This window comes from Roseibium sp. (genome assembly GCF_051016195.1).
In the GTDB taxonomy this organism is placed as follows: domain Bacteria; phylum Pseudomonadota; class Alphaproteobacteria; order Rhizobiales; family Stappiaceae; genus Roseibium.
On record NZ_CP134616.1, the window covers coordinates 2,457,285 to 2,471,095 of the forward strand.

Sequence of the window (13,811 nt, forward strand, 5' to 3'; positions counted from 1 at the left end):
CTCCCAGTTATTGCCCTGTTCTGAATATCAAATCCGGAAACGCCGTCCCGCGCAATCGCCCGTGCGAATCTGACCCTAGTGCGGTGAACTTGAAGTTCGCTTCAGAGACTGCAGAAGCAATGATGCGAACTTCAAATTCACCTCACCAGGCAAGCAGGTTCGTGAGACCGTCATAGGTGAGTTTGGCACCGATCAGGCCCATGAAGACGTAAATGAGCTTGTAGAAGGTTTCCGCGTTGATGACCCTGATCAGCCGCACACCGGCAAGGACTGGTCTCGGTGACTGGATCGGAGGCCGGAAATAAGCACTCCAGAGAGATTACGTAAAGACCCGACCACCTAATTGCTTACGCCAGCCCACTTGCATTTCCGTCTTGTCTTACAGCAGTGTAGTCACAAATTGCCGAGGCGGCTGTTTGGGAGGATTTGACATGGCAAGCCGGTATCACGAGGTCTACCAGGGCTGGAAAGACGATCCCCAGGGTTTCTGGAAGGCGGCGGCAGCCGAAATCGACTGGATATCGACGACAGACACGGTGTTCGATCCGGACCAGGGGCAATACGGCCGCTGGTATCCGGATTGGGAGTGCAACACCTGTTACAATTGTCTCGACAGGCACGTGGAACGCGGACGCCCGGGTCAGCCTGCGCTGATCTACGACAGTCCGATCACCGGCAGACAGGCGACCTACACTTTCGAGGAACTGCTCGATGAGGTCGAGGCCTTTGCGGCTGTCCTCGCCGACAAGGGGCTCACGAAGGGCGACCGGGCGATCATCTACATGCCCATGATCCCCCAAGCGGTGATGGCCATGCTTGCGTGTGCGCGTCTCGGCGTCATTCATTCCGTCGTTTTCGGAGGGTTTGCGGCCAACGAACTGGCGACCCGGATCGATGACGCCTCGCCCAAGGCGATAATCGCAGCCTCGTGCGGCATCGAACCCGGGCGCGTTATCGCCTACAAGCCGCTTGTCGACCAGGCGATCGAGCTGTCCGCGCACAAGCCGGAATCCTGTTTCGTGTTCCAGCGCGAGGAACTGGAAGCAGAAATGACCGAAGGCCGCGACCATAATCTCGGACAGCTGATGGATGAAGCCAGGGCGGCAGGGCGGAGCGTCGCTCCGGTGCCCGTCAAGGCGACGGACCCGCTTTACATCCTCTATACATCCGGAACGACGGGGCAGCCGAAGGGTGTTGTCCGCGACAATGGCGGACACATGGTCGCCCTGAAGTGGTCCATGAACAATCTCTACGACATCCAGCCGGGCGAGGTGTTCTGGGCGGCGTCGGATGTGGGCTGGGTCGTCGGCCACTCCTACATCTGTTATGCACCGCTGCTTCACGGCTGCACGACGGTTCTGTTCGAAGGCAAACCCGTAGGCACGCCGGACGCAGGTGTCTTCTGGCGCGTCATATCCGAACACAACGTGGTGTCGCTCTTCACCGCACCCACCGCCTTCCGCGCAATCCGCAAGGAAGATCCCGAAGGAGAGCTCATTAAGAAATACGATCTTTCGCAGTACAGATCGCTGTTTCTTGCAGGTGAGCGCGCCGACCCGGAAACGGTCAACTGGGCGATCGATCAGCTGCAGATCCCGGTGATCGACCACTGGTGGCAGACCGAAACCGGATGGTGCATCGTCGGCAATCCGCTCGGCCTCGGTCAACTACCGGTCAAACCGGGATCCCCAACGGTGCCGATGCCCGGCTACGATGTCCAGGTGCTCGACGATGCCGGTCATCCGCTGGGGGCGAACACGCTGGGCAACATCGTGGTAAAACTGCCGCTCCCGCCGAGCGTGCTGCCGACGCTCTGGAATGCAGACCAGCGCTTCTTCGATGCCTACCTTGCCGAGTTCCCCGGCTTCTACAAGACGTCCGATGCCGGCATTATCGACGAGGACGGCTACCTCTCGATCATGGCGCGGACCGATGACATCATCAATGTTGCCGGACACCGTCTGTCTACCGGCGGAATGGAAGAGGTTCTGGCGACGCATCCCGATGTTGCCGAATGCGCGGTTATCGGGATTGCGGACAAACTCAAAGGGCAGTTGCCTTGCGGTTTCGTGGTTCTGAAATCGGGAGTCGACCGGGATCATGCCGACATCGAGCGTGAACTGGTCAAACTGGTGCGCGAAAAAATCGGCCCGGTTGCAGCCTTCAAGATCGCTATAACGGTTGAAAGGTTGCCGAAGACGCGGTCGGGCAAGATCCTGCGCGGAACCATGCGTCAGATTGCTGATGGCGAAAGCTACAAGATGCCGGCGACGATCGATGATCCGGCGATCCTTGATGAGATCACTGACGCATTGAAATCACACGGGATTTCCGCCTGAAACACGAAACTTCCGTTACTGGAGCAACGGATCGGGCATCGACAGCGCCGGCTTTGAGACTTATGGTCGGGCCGGCGTGCGCGTGTTTCGGCGCCACTTTTTGGTCAGTAAACCGTGAGGTTTTTCGTGTCTTTGGAAAATAAGGTTGCGATCGTTACCGGAGGAGCCAGAGGGATCGGTTTCGCCATCGCCAAACGCTTTGTGAGCGACGGGGCCAAGGTGGTTGTCGCGGATATCGACGACGCGGTGGGAGAGGAAGCGGTCGAAGATCTCGGCAGCCTTGGCGATGCGACATACATCCACTGCAATGTCGGCGAGCGTCTTGATGTTCGCAACATGGTGGCGGAAACGCTCAACGGCTATGGCGATATCGACATCCTGGTCAACAACGCCGGCATTGTCGGCGGAGCCGACTTTCTGGAACTGGAGGAAGAAGACTTCGACCGGATCCTTTCGGTCAATCTGAAAGGCGCATTCCTTTGTTCGCAGGCCGTCGCCCGGCATATGGTTGAAAAGGTTGAAAATGGCGGCGAACCCGGCTGCATCATCAACATGTCGTCCATCAACTCGGTGCTCGCGATTCCAAACCAGATTCCGTACTGCGTTTCCAAGGGCGGGGTGTCACAGCTGACCAAGGTAACCGCGCTGGCGCTGGCGCCCCATGGCATCCGCGTCAATGCCATCGGACCGGGGTCGATCATGACGGACATGCTTGCGGCGGTGAACAGTGATCCGGCCGCGAAGAAACGCGTGATGTCACGAACACCGCTCCAGCGCATCGGCGAACCTTCCGAAATTGCCGGGGTTGCCGCGTTTCTCGCGTCGCGGGATGCGAGTTATGTCACCGGCCAGACGATCATGGCCGACGGCGGCAGGATGCCGCTCAATTATACCGTTGCGGTTCCTGACGAGGACTGATGGGTAACATTCGCCTTTGAAATTGCACAGGTGACCGGACGATGGCCGCCGGCGACTGCCTGCGGCCATCTTCATTTTCAGGGGCCCGTTTCGGACCTCACCCGACCGGTCAGTTGATTTCCTGGACCTTCATGACCAGTTCGGGCCAGATTCGCTGGTTCTCAATGTCGTGTTCGAGACCCTGTTCGTCGGCGATCGTGAACCGCTTGACGGCGGGTGTCTTGCTGGTTGCCTGGTAGAGCCAATAGGCCTCCGCCTTGAGCGCATCCTGGATCGGCCGGTCGATTGATTCGTAGACCATCTGCTTGCAGGCATTGATGGACTCGGCCGGGAACTGGGCAATGCGCTTTGCCAGGTTGTCGACATATGCACCGATCTCGTCGGGCTCCAGCGCCTTGTTGATCGTTCCCATGGCTTCCGCTTCGTCGGCGTCGAAGTCACGGGCGCTGAGGATGATTTCCAGGGCCCGGCCGAGGCCGGTCTGGCGGGCCATGCGTGACGCTCCGCCGCCGCAGGGCAGGATCCCCATGCCGACTTCCATCTGCATGAACTTGAACTTGCCGCGCGCGGCAAAGCGCATGTCCAGGGCAAGCGCCAGCTCATGACCGCCGCCACGCGCGAAGCCTTCCAGCTTCGCGATCGTCGCCTGCGGAACCTTGCTGATGCGTTCGCAGACCGCCTGAAGGTCGAGAAGCACGGCCTCATCGCGGGAAACCGCTTCGGTGGACATGTCCTTCAGGAGCTCCGTGTCGTAGTGGCAGACCCAGATCTCGGGGTTGGCCGACTGGAAGACGACGACCTTGGTTTCCCGGTCCCGTTCGAGCCGCATGGCCAGGCTGTTCAGGTCGGCCAGCATTTCCTGACCCTGAACGTTCACGGTGCCGAAATCGAAGGTTACCGTTGCGATTGCATCTTCCACCTTCACGTCGAAGGTTGTGAAATTGTCGTATTTCATCGAGACGTTCCTTGTCCAAAAAGCGATGCTTGGGTTCGTTCCCGGCAGTCTGATCCAGGACGGCTCAGCGCCGGGGAGGCTTGGCGCTTCACACAGCAACAGGTAATTCAATCTGGATTTGTATTTAATCCGGCAATATCTGGTTTCAGAAATCCGGTTTTGCTATGAATAGGGCACTGAGTGATCCTGGTGAGGCACATGCTGGCCACAGCAAACAGGCCCAACCCGGGTAACGGGACGCAGACGCCTGCTTCATTCACCGGGTTCTCGGGAAGATGCCTTTGGGAACCGCCCAACCAAATCGAAAGGAAGCCGAACTGATGGATACGGATTGCATAAGGCTTTTCGTCCTGGCGGCCGACATGCTGAACATCAGTGCGGCAGGGCGTGAGCTCGGGCTCGCGCAGGCGGTGGCAAGTGCCCGCTTGTCCAAGCTGGAAAAGCAGGTCGGTTCCGATTTGCTGCACCGCTCGACGCGCAAGGTGTCCCTGTCGCTGGAAGGGGCGGAGTTTCTTCCCTTTGCCCGTGAAATTCTGGCTCAGGAAGACGCCTTCCTTGCTGCCCAGGGACATCACGCCAAGGAGGTCAAGGGGACCTTGCGCTTTGCGGCACCGAGTTCATTCGCGCAACTCTTCATTGCGCCGGTTCTGGGCGAGTTTCTCGACCGCCATCCGAAGATCGACCTTCAGCTCAGGCTATCCGACACGCAGATGGACCTGATCGAGGGGGCGTTTGACCTCGCACTGCGCAACTACGCGATCGAGGACAGCAGCCTGAGAGCGCGCAAGCTGGCCGACGACAGGCGTATCCTTTGCGCGTCTCCGGACTATCTTTCTCATCATGCGCCGGTGGCAGCGCCTGCAGACCTGCGCAGCCACCGGCTGCTGGTCTTCAGGGATGGTCCCCCCAGAAAGCTCGAGACGCAGGGGACCGCCGCTACGGCGATGTTCCCCCCGGCGGGTTCTGAAAACCGGCTGGTTTTCGACGACGGCACCTGTATGCGGGTTGCGACGGTGAACGGGGCCGGCATCTCCATGAATTCATTCTGGAGCGTCCACCACGATATCAAGAAGGGTAACCTAGTTCGTGTTCTGCCGGACTACGAAGTCCGGGACGGCTCGGCCATCTGGCTGGTCTACCCGCGCTCGAACGTGCTGACCGCCAAGGTCCGCGTCTTCATCGACTTCCTGATCGAGAAAATCGGCCGGCCCCCGGTCTGGGAATCCTGATGCTGGCTCTGACCGAAAACGGATCTCAGGCCGGTTGCTTTTGCGTTTCCGCACCAAACTGGAGGCGTGCGAGCTTGGCGTAAAGTCCGCCGGCGGCACTCAGTTCCGCATGGGTGCCCGATTCCACGATCCGTCCGTCTTCCATGACCACAATCCGGTCTGCCTTCAACACCGTGGCCAGACGGTGGGCAATAACGAGTGTCGTGCGGCCTTCCATCAACCGTTCGAGGGCCTTTTGAACGAGGCTCTCGCTCTCGGCATCAAGTGCGCTGGTTGCCTCGTCCAGCAGCAGCACCGGAGCATTCCTGAGTACGGCGCGGGCGATGGCGATCCGCTGACGCTGACCGCCGGACAGCGTGATCCCGCGCTCACCGACAAGCGTGTCGTAGCCGTCGGTCATGTTGTCGATGAACGGGGCGGCCAGTGCGGCTTCGGCAGCGGCGACGATCTCGTCGCGGGAGGCGTCCGGGCGGCCATAGGCGATGTTTTCAGCAACTGACGCGCCGAAGATCGCGGTGTCCTGCGGAACGAGCGCGATGTGGCTGCGCAGGTCGACCGGATCCAGTTCCTTGAGTTCGACGCCGTTCAGGCGAATGACGCCCGATGTCGGATCGTAATACCGCATGAGCAGGCTGAAGAGGGTCGATTTGCCGGCGCCGGAGGGGCCGACGACCGCAACGGTTTCTCCCGGTGTGACCTCAAGGGTGAGATCCCGGACCACGGGCATGGTCTCGCTGCTGCGATAGGCAAAGGAGACGTCCTGGAAGGCGATGGCGCCCCGTTTGGTTTCCGGCAGTTTTACCGGCACCGGCGGCGCCTTAATCTCGGGTTCGATTTCAAGCAGTTCGGAAAGTCTTTCCGCTGCGCCTGCCGCCTGGGACAGTTCCCCCCAGACTTCGGAAAGGGCGGCAAGTGAGCCTGCGGCCAGGATGGAGTACAGCAGGAACTGGCTGAGTTCGCCACCTGTGATCCGGCCGGCAAAGACATCGCTGGCGCCGATCCACAACACGGCAACGATGCTGGAGCCGATGACGAAGATGGCAAAACCGGTGAGAGCAGCCCGCGCCACGATCGCCTGTCGCGCTGCGGTGAAGGCCGCTTCGATGGCGGACGTATACCGGTTAGCGCTGCGCTGTTCGTGGGTGAAGGCTTGTATCGTGCGAACGGAGCCAAGCATTTCACTGGCATAGGCCGACGCGTCGGCGAGTGTGTCCTGGGCGAAGCGGGACCTTTTGCGCACCTTTCTGCCGAATCCGAGCACGGGAACCAGAATGACGGGTATGGCGGCCAGAACAAAAATCGAAAGGCGCGGGCTGGTGACCACCATCATGACCGACGCACCGGCAAACATGATCAGGTTGCGCATGGCAAGCGATGCGCTCGATCCGAAGGCGGCCTTGATCTGGGTCGTGTCCGCCGTCAGCCGCGACAGGATTTCGCCGGACTTTGCGCTGTCGTAAAAGGACGGGCTGAGGCGAGTCATGTGGTCGAAGACGTCCGACCTGACTTCGGCAACGACACGCTCGCCGAGCCACATGACCAGAAAATACCGGATCGAACTGGCCATCGCCAGCGCGCAGACCACTCCGATCAGGACGGCAAAGTAGGAGTTGACCAGGGCAGGATCGTCCGCCCCGAAACCGTAGTCGATCATCCGGCGCACGGCTGCAGGCAGGACGAGCGTGATCACGGCAGCCGAGAAGAGTGCCGCAATGGCTGCCGACACCATTCCCCGATGCTTGGTGAGATAGGGCAAGAGGCGCGTAAGCGGTTTCAGCGAGCGCCGCGTTCTTTTCTCGTTGTCTTCAAGCTCTGATGCAATCGCGTCCGCCAACCGGGCTCTCCTCCTTGTCCGCGCCATCCGGCCCGGCCATACTCGTCTTTATCATGTTCTTTCGCGCGCACAATGCCTGTTGCATTGATGTTCGCCGCGCAATTTGCCGCAAAACCGAACGGCTTGCCTTGATCGATGCCAAAGCCCGATTGCAGGAATTTGCCCCTTGTCTTGCCCGCCGCCTTGGGGTATATCCCCGCCTCAGTTTCTGAGGGCGGCGTCCGCATCCGGATCGGCGGCCCTTTATCTCGTTTTGCGCCGCAAGGTGAAGCTTTCCATGAGAAGCCGACCCGGGCGCCTGAAAGGACCGGTCATGAAAGCGGATATTCATCCCGACTATCACACCATCAAGGTCGTCATGACCGATGGTACCGAATTTACCACCCGCTCCACCTATGGCGCGGAAGGCGACACGCTTCAGCTCGACATCGACCCGACGTCCCATCCGGCATGGACTGGCGGTGACCGTCAGCTGATGGACCGCGGCGGCCGCGTGTCCCGCTTCAAGAACAAGTTTGCAGGTTTCCTCGGTTCCTAAGTTCCGCAGCAACTGCCTTGAACGCGAAAACCCGGCCAGCGGCCGGGTTTTTTGTTGCGCGCTGCCACCCGGCTGCCGGCAGTGTCCGTGAACATGAAAAAAGCCGCCTGGCGGCGGCTTTTGACGCATTCGAACGGAAGAGCGTATCACCCCAGCTTGGCGAATGCCGCGTGGAGCTGATTAAGCTGAGAAGCAACCGGATTGTCGTTGATGGCTTTCTCTTCAGCCATTTCTTCCTCACCCTTGCGGTAAAGCATCTTGTCGAGATGGACCACGCGCTCCTGCAAACGTGTGGAGCGTTCGATCAGGTCGCGCAGGGTATGCGGGAGTTCGTCCCAGGAGGGGCCGCCGGTTGCGCTGCTGAGTTTGTCGAGGCGAACCTTGTTCTTTTCGCTCCCGGCCTGCTCATGGGACATCTCGCCTTCATTCACCGCACGCTGGAGCAGAAGCCAGGACGCGAGCTGCATAAGGCGCGTCGTCAGGCGCATGGACTCGGTCGCATAAGCAAGAGATGCGGGGCGGGGCAGCTGCTTGGCTTCTTCCCGGCCCTCGCCGTCGAGATACATGGCGGTCTCCTCGACGAGAGACATGCCTTCCTGAAACAGGTTCTGGAAGTTGTCCGAATTGGCCAGGTGGTGGGCAATGTGCACCGCACTTGCAGGACCTTCGGCTTTTTTCTTGTCTTCCGTCATGGGATTACTTCGCCTCATCTACTCTTCCGGTTCCAAGCGCATCCGCCTTGTCTGTCCCGGGTCGAAACATCTTGCCTAAGATGTCCCGTATCGGAACGGAACGCGCCGTCTTGCCGTCTACCGAGCAAGCGCCATGCCAGACTGCTGCAGGATCAGCGGTTAACCAGAACCGTTTGAGGATACTATGCGTGCGGAGCAAAAAAAAGAGCCGCACGGTTGCGGCTCTGAGTCTTTAACAGGGAGGCGTCAAACAGAGTGGACAGGAGCCACTCAAATCCAGATGACTGGATGGCTTTTTTTATACTTTGGAAAGATTAATGAGTGGTAAACGCGTAAAAATTTACCTAGCTCATTTACCAGAAATGCGGCAAAGAGCGGATTTAATTCGAATTTATTGCCAAAATTATCGAGCTAGTCAGCGAAATACAGAGTCGGCAGCATCGCGAATAGTGCTGCGTTGTTCCAATTCCTGCTGTGTACGGTTAATTTCTTCAGTAAGTGCTGTTATGCGCTCGGAGAGCTCATCCTCCGACAATCGCGCCAAATCCTCCCCAACCGTAATCTTGCCGCTCTGCGGCTTTTTGGGGATATCTTCGTCAAAAAGGCCCATCGCTTCGTTCCTCGAACCGTTCCGCACAACAAACCGCATCCGGATTTTTTGAACCGTCTTTTCTTTCAGCGGGCTGACGGCATATTTACCATAGGCTACACACGTAACCGCCCGCCAGTCCCAAAATGAACCAACAGGAATGGTTTCGATGCAGAATTTGCCGGACGAAATGAAAGCCATTGCAATTTCGGAACCCGGAGACGCGGATGTTCTGATTTTGGAAAAGCGCCCGTTGCCGGAACCCGGTCCCGGCGACATCCTCATCAAGGTGCACGCCGCAGGCGTCAATCGTCCGGATGTCCTCCAGCGCAAGGGCGCTTATCCTCCTCCGAAAGGTGCTTCCGACCTCCCGGGGCTCGAAGTCGCCGGTGAGATCGTTGCCAGCGGTGCGGACGTCACGCGCTTCAATGTCGGAGATCGTGTGACTGCACTGGCACCCGGAGGCGGGTATGCAGCCTATTGCAGGGTGAATGCCGGTCATGCGCTTCCCATCCCGAACGGCATGGATATGATCGAGGCCGCGGCCCTTCCCGAGACCTTCTTCACGGTCTGGACGAATGTGTTTGATCGGTGCGGTCTTGTTTCGGGCGAGCGGTTTCTGGTTCATGGCGGCACATCCGGCATCGGCACCACGGCGATCCAACTGGCAAAGGCATTCGGCGCCGAGGTTTTCACGACAGTCGGGTCCGAAGAAAAGGCGGAGGCCGTGCGGGCACTCGGTGCCGATCATGTGATCAACTACCGTGATGCAGCGTTCGAAAAGGTCATCCTGGAAATCACGGGAGGCGAGGGCGTCAACGTCATACTCGACATGGTCGGCGGTGATTATGTCGAGCGGAACTGGAAGGCCGCTGCGGTCGAGGGCCGCATCTGCCAGATCGCGACGCTCAATGGTGTCGCCGAAAGCGTCAATTTCTCGCGGCTCATGGTGAAGCGGTTGACGCATACCGGTTCCACGCTGCGCCCGCGCAGCGACGCCTTCAAGACCGCGATAGCTGAAAGCCTGGAATCAAGGGTATGGCCTTTGATCGAGGCCGGAAAAGTGAAGCCGGTTATGGATTCCACGTTCCCGCTCGAGCAGGCATCAGATGCGCATCGGCGGATGGAAAGCTCTGGACATATTGGCAAAATCGTCCTGACGGTCGATGTGTGAACCGGGGTGTCGGCACCTTGAAAAGGCCCGTCGCGGAACCCATTTGCGTTTCCGCGACGTTCGGCATATATTCGCGCCACTTTCCATGAAATAGAACCAGAATACCGCTTTTTCGCCCTGCCGGGCGGGGGAGCACACGAGAGGAATTTATCCGATGGCGAACACGCCGCTAATGCCGAAGGCCACCGCCGTCTGGCTCGTGGACAACACGGCCCTGAGCTTCACGCAGATCGCGACTTTCTGCAAACTGCACCCGCTTGAAGTCAAGGCGATTGCCGATGGTGAAGCGGCCCAGGGTATCAAGGGTCTGGATCCGATCCTGACCGGCCAGTTGACGCGTGAAGAAGTCGAAAAGGCACAGAATGATCCCAAGTATCAGCTCAAGCTTCAGGGATCGAAGGTTGTCGTGCCTGAGTCCAAGCGCAAGGGACCGCGCTACACACCGGTGTCGCGCCGCCAGGACCGCCCGAACGCGATCCTCTGGCTCGTGCGCAATCATCCGGAAATGAAGGACGCGCAGATCATGCGTCTTGTCGGCACCACCAAGCCGACGATTGCGGCCATCCGCGACCGGACCCACTGGAACTCGGCCAACCTGACACCATCGGATCCGGTCACTCTCGGTCTGTGCAGCCAGCTCGAGCTGGACATGGAAGTGGAAAAGGCCGCGAAGAATGCACCGCAGCCCGTCGCCGGCGAGCCCGTCGAAACGCTGATGCCGGTTGAAGACAGCACCAGCGAAGACGCGATCGCCGCCGCCTTCTCGCTCGATGCGAGCCAGCCGGTCCGGCGCGAAGAAGAAGAGGAAATCGACGCGGACGCCGTCTTTGCCAAGCTGAACTCGCTGAAGGGCGACGATGATGCTGATGCTGATGCTGCCGAAGCAGCTTCCGAAGCGGAGGTTTCCGGCGAAGAGGAAGCCAAGTAAGGCACTAAGGACCTTGACCAGACCTGAAACCGCCGGCTGGAGACAGCCGGCGGTTTTGTTTTGACTGCCGCCGGGATGCGGGCGTGATCGTTCTCAAAGTTATCAATCTTGACAATTAATCAAGCGGAGTTTAATTGATTATCAAGGTTGATAATTTAATTGGAGATGTGCATTGGCGCGACCTGAGATCAAGGACGATCGCCGGGAACAGATCCTGGATGCATTCGAACAGTGTGTCGCGCGCTATGGTCTGGAAGGGGCGACGCTGGGCAAGACGGCCGAGTGCGCCGGTCTTGCAAGGCCGCTCATCCGGCACAATGTCGGCAACAAGGAAGACCTTCAGGACGCCCTTGTGCAAAGGTTCCTGCTGCGCAGCAAAACGGCCATGGAGGAGCTGGTATCATCGCTTCCGGCAGAGAACCGGCTCGATGCGCTTCTGGATGTCCTGTTCGAACCGCGTGGTGCGAACCCGCAGCTTGTTCTGGTCTTCAACGCATTGAGCGCAGCAGCTCCAGGTGATCCGGCGCTCGCAAAACAGTTGCAGCAGTGGCTTACCGACTTTATCGAGCATCTGGAGGCTGAGGTCCAGCGCAGCTTTCCGCGCGCACCTGCCGACAGGATAGAAGCCGTCGCTGTAGGGCTGTCCGGTATCTATTTCAACGTCGAAGCGCTTTACCCGATCGGGATCAACGCACGGTTCACCGCCTCTTCCAAAGCTGCCGCTAAGCTGCTGTTGTCTGTATTGGAGACCCGCAATGACTGATACCGAGCGTCTGCGTCCCGACGCCTATTTCAGCCAGGAGCGGTTCACGCTCGAACGCAAGACGCTGTTTTGCGATGCCTGGGCGTTTGCCGGAACGACCCGGGACCTCAAGGAGCCCGGAGACTACCGGCTTACAGAAGTCGGGGCGTCCACGCTCATCGTCGTTCTGGACAAGACCGGCCGCCTCAACGCCTTTCAAAACTTTTGCCGTCACCGCGGTTCGACCTTGCTGGACGATCCGACAGGGAATGTCGGCGGTACGATCGTGTGCCCGTATCATCGTTGGACCTATGGTCTTGATGGCGCCTTGCGCGGCGTCCCCGACATGCGGACCTGTTTCGCTGATCTCGAGCGGACAAAGTTTGGTCTGAAATCGGCGGCGGTGGGTGTTTTCAAGGACCTTGTTTTCGTCAATCCGGATCCCGACGCGCTTTTCGACGACTGGATCGGCCCGATCAGCGACCTTGCCTGGCCGCACGATCTTTTTGCCCGTGATGTCAAGGAGGCGGTTCCGCTGGTCTATGATCTCAAGTGCAACTGGAAGGTCTTTGCCGAAAACGCCGTTGACGGGTTTCACCTGGCCTATCTTCACGAAAACACGCTCGGCGGGCCGACGCCGGACAAGAATGTCTGGGAGCGCGCGGGCGATCACATGATCTGGTATGCGAACGAGAACGGAGTGCAGCACCGCTTGCCCCAGAAAATCCGCGAGGAGGCGGGTTTATCAGGCCTCATCGCAAGCGCATCCGAACCGGGTTACGGTGGCGTCTATTTTCTCTTTCCCCTCACCCTGATCGTGCCGACACCCTATGGCTTTTCGATCACTTCGATGAAGCCCTGTGCTCCGACGAGAACGCGGCTGGAAATCCGTCAGTGGATCGGCCCGTGGCAATGGTCGGACGAACGCGGCTCCATTCCCGGCTACGACAAGAAAACGGGTGTCATTTCCTCCGACAACTGGACAAAGCCGGCGCTGGAAACCGGTGACTTTCAGACCGAGGACATCTGGATCTGCGAAAAGACCCAACGTGGTCTGGAGATGCCCGGCTTCGAGTTCGGACCGCTGTCTCGTGGCCCCGGCGCGGAAAACCCGATCCGCTGGTTTCATGAAAGCCTCACCAGAGACATGAATCACAGGGGTCAGGATCTCTTGTTTTCGCGGAACGAGAGATTGCTCTCGGATCCGAGCCCGTAGCGGATGCAGCAGAAGATCGCAGCAAGGCTCAACAGAAGCCAGAGCCCGCCCCAGAACAGGGTCGTTCCGCCGAACTCCTCGGCGAGCATGTAGGCATCGGAGCGCGCACCGGAGCGGCGGATCGTGTCGTCGAAAATATCGTAGGGTACGTAGATGATGCTCGACAGCCCGATCACGCGCAGCACCATGTCATTGACCGGCCGGCTCAGATAGCGCGCGATCGCGAGAATGCCAATGCCGGTCGCTCCGCAGAACAAAAGTGCGAACCAGTCGCGAACGTAAAGAACGGTCACAAGAAGGGTCAGGCAACCGAAGATCGCCAGGACGGCGCGGTCGGCATGCGTACGAAGGGCGATAACCAGCAGCACGATGCCGATCACAAGCGACCCGAGATAGCCTGCCGACAGGGTGATGAAGCGATTGCCGCCCCGGGAAATCACATGTCCGCCCTGGTTGGGTGACACGGAGAGGTCAACTACCGATCCGCCGGTCAGCACGGTGGCGATTGCATGGGCCAGTTCATGCAGAAACACGATGAGGATTTTCAGCGGGATGACGACCGGCGTGTTCCACAACAGGAACAGCACACCCGTGATCGCAATGAGTTGCCAGTGGCCTTTGAGAAGCTGCATGGGTGTGATTGGACCTGGGCAAGGC

The 13,811-nt window shown here is 59.2% G+C and carries 13 protein-coding genes; 8 read left to right on the forward strand and 5 right to left on the reverse strand.

Annotation, left to right across the window (positions count from 1 at the left end):
• The first annotated feature begins 431 nt into the window (after positions 1 to 431).
• Both RDA78_RS11385 and RDA78_RS11390 read left to right on the forward strand, forming a co-directional pair.
• A complete protein-coding gene (locus tag RDA78_RS11385; protein ID WP_434055422.1) occupies positions 432 to 2,339 on the forward strand; it encodes a propionyl-CoA synthetase in 1,908 nt (635 codons plus the stop codon).
• A gap of 126 nt (positions 2,340 to 2,465) precedes the next feature.
• Complete coding sequence (locus tag RDA78_RS11390; RefSeq protein WP_434055423.1) at positions 2,466 to 3,257, forward strand: SDR family NAD(P)-dependent oxidoreductase; 792 nt, start codon at positions 2,466 to 2,468, stop codon at positions 3,255 to 3,257.
• Between the two features lie 109 nt (positions 3,258 to 3,366).
• Here RDA78_RS11390 and RDA78_RS11395 read toward each other — a convergent pair whose 3' ends face one another.
• Positions 3,367 to 4,212: an enoyl-CoA hydratase/isomerase family protein gene (locus RDA78_RS11395; protein ID WP_434055424.1), complete on the reverse strand. Its 846-nt coding sequence runs from the start codon at positions 4,210 to 4,212 to the stop codon at positions 3,367 to 3,369.
• 320 nt (positions 4,213 to 4,532) lie between these two features.
• Between RDA78_RS11395 and RDA78_RS11400 the strand changes: the two genes are divergently transcribed.
• Positions 4,533 to 5,441 carry a LysR family transcriptional regulator gene (locus RDA78_RS11400; protein ID WP_434055425.1) on the forward strand — a complete coding sequence of 303 codons (909 nt, stop codon included), beginning with the start codon at positions 4,533 to 4,535 and terminating at the stop codon, positions 5,439 to 5,441.
• A gap of 25 nt (positions 5,442 to 5,466) precedes the next feature.
• Here the strand turns inward: RDA78_RS11400 and RDA78_RS11405 are convergent, their stop codons facing one another.
• A complete protein-coding gene (locus tag RDA78_RS11405) occupies positions 5,467 to 7,302 on the reverse strand; it encodes an ABC transporter transmembrane domain-containing protein (RefSeq protein WP_434055426.1) in 1,836 nt (611 codons plus the stop codon).
• Positions 7,303 to 7,588: 286 nt separating this feature from the next.
• Between RDA78_RS11405 and rpmE the strand changes: the two genes are divergently transcribed.
• Positions 7,589 to 7,813 carry a 50S ribosomal protein L31 gene (gene rpmE, locus RDA78_RS11410; RefSeq protein ID WP_008196026.1) on the forward strand — a complete coding sequence of 75 codons (225 nt, stop codon included), beginning with the start codon at positions 7,589 to 7,591 and terminating at the stop codon, positions 7,811 to 7,813.
• A gap of 146 nt (positions 7,814 to 7,959) precedes the next feature.
• Here the strand turns inward: rpmE and RDA78_RS11415 are convergent, their stop codons facing one another.
• Both RDA78_RS11415 and RDA78_RS11420 read right to left on the reverse strand, forming a co-directional pair.
• Positions 7,960 to 8,505 (reverse strand): DUF1465 family protein, encoded by a 546-nt coding sequence (locus tag RDA78_RS11415; protein WP_434056138.1) that lies wholly within the window; start codon positions 8,503 to 8,505, stop codon positions 7,960 to 7,962.
• 415 nt (positions 8,506 to 8,920) lie between these two features.
• A complete protein-coding gene (locus RDA78_RS11420; RefSeq protein ID WP_434055427.1) occupies positions 8,921 to 9,295 on the reverse strand; it encodes a DUF1192 domain-containing protein in 375 nt (124 codons plus the stop codon).
• On the opposite strand from RDA78_RS11420, the gene RDA78_RS11425 reads away from it, so the two are divergent.
• The 4 genes from RDA78_RS11425 (at position 9,264) to RDA78_RS11440 (ending at position 13,154) form a co-directional block, all read left to right on the forward strand.
• Entirely contained in the window at positions 9,264 to 10,268 is a 1,005-nt protein-coding gene (locus RDA78_RS11425; RefSeq protein ID WP_434055428.1) for an NAD(P)H-quinone oxidoreductase, read from the forward strand. The genes RDA78_RS11420 and RDA78_RS11425 overlap by 32 nt on opposite strands.
• 154 nt (positions 10,269 to 10,422) lie before the next feature.
• The gene (locus RDA78_RS11430) at positions 10,423 to 11,196 is read left to right on the forward strand and encodes a DUF1013 domain-containing protein (protein WP_434055429.1); all 774 of its coding nucleotides are present in this window, start codon (positions 10,423 to 10,425) and stop codon (positions 11,194 to 11,196) included.
• Positions 11,197 to 11,368: 172 nt separating this feature from the next.
• Complete coding sequence (locus tag RDA78_RS11435) at positions 11,369 to 11,959, forward strand: TetR/AcrR family transcriptional regulator (protein WP_434055430.1); 591 nt, start codon at positions 11,369 to 11,371, stop codon at positions 11,957 to 11,959.
• Positions 11,952 to 13,154 carry an aromatic ring-hydroxylating oxygenase subunit alpha gene (locus RDA78_RS11440; RefSeq protein ID WP_434055431.1) on the forward strand — a complete coding sequence of 401 codons (1,203 nt, stop codon included), beginning with the start codon at positions 11,952 to 11,954 and terminating at the stop codon, positions 13,152 to 13,154. Before RDA78_RS11435 ends, RDA78_RS11440 begins: the two co-directional genes overlap by 8 nt.
• On the opposite strand, the gene RDA78_RS11445 is transcribed toward RDA78_RS11440, so the two are convergent.
• Entirely contained in the window at positions 13,100 to 13,786 is a 687-nt protein-coding gene (locus RDA78_RS11445; protein ID WP_434055432.1) for a M50 family metallopeptidase, read from the reverse strand. The genes RDA78_RS11440 and RDA78_RS11445 overlap by 55 nt on opposite strands.
• Between the last annotated feature and the right edge of the window lie 25 nt (positions 13,787 to 13,811).

What these genes read in the sequence shown, in the direction of transcription:
- RDA78_RS11385 (WP_434055422.1), top strand. Translation starts at nt 432, where the DNA reads ATGGCAAGCCGGTATCACGAGGTCTACCAGGGCTGGAAAGACGATCCC.
- RDA78_RS11395 (WP_434055424.1), bottom strand. Translation starts at nt 4,212, where the DNA reads ATGAAATACGACAATTTCACAACCTTCGACGTGAAGGTGGAAGATGCA.
- RDA78_RS11400 (WP_434055425.1), top strand. Translation starts at nt 4,533, where the DNA reads ATGGATACGGATTGCATAAGGCTTTTCGTCCTGGCGGCCGACATGCTG.
- RDA78_RS11405 (WP_434055426.1), bottom strand. Translation starts at nt 7,302, where the DNA reads ATGGCGCGGACAAGGAGGAGAGCCCGGTTGGCGGACGCGATTGCATCA.
- rpmE (WP_008196026.1), top strand. Translation starts at nt 7,589, where the DNA reads ATGAAAGCGGATATTCATCCCGACTATCACACCATCAAGGTCGTCATG.
- RDA78_RS11415 (WP_434056138.1), bottom strand. Translation starts at nt 8,505, where the DNA reads ATGACGGAAGACAAGAAAAAAGCCGAAGGTCCTGCAAGTGCGGTGCAC.
- RDA78_RS11425 (WP_434055428.1), top strand. Translation starts at nt 9,264, where the DNA reads ATGCAGAATTTGCCGGACGAAATGAAAGCCATTGCAATTTCGGAACCC.
- RDA78_RS11420 (WP_434055427.1), bottom strand. Translation starts at nt 9,295, where the DNA reads ATGGCTTTCATTTCGTCCGGCAAATTCTGCATCGAAACCATTCCTGTT.
- RDA78_RS11430 (WP_434055429.1), top strand. Translation starts at nt 10,423, where the DNA reads ATGGCGAACACGCCGCTAATGCCGAAGGCCACCGCCGTCTGGCTCGTG.
- RDA78_RS11440 (WP_434055431.1), top strand. Translation starts at nt 11,952, where the DNA reads ATGACTGATACCGAGCGTCTGCGTCCCGACGCCTATTTCAGCCAGGAG.
- RDA78_RS11445 (WP_434055432.1), bottom strand. Translation starts at nt 13,786, where the DNA reads ATGCAGCTTCTCAAAGGCCACTGGCAACTCATTGCGATCACGGGTGTG.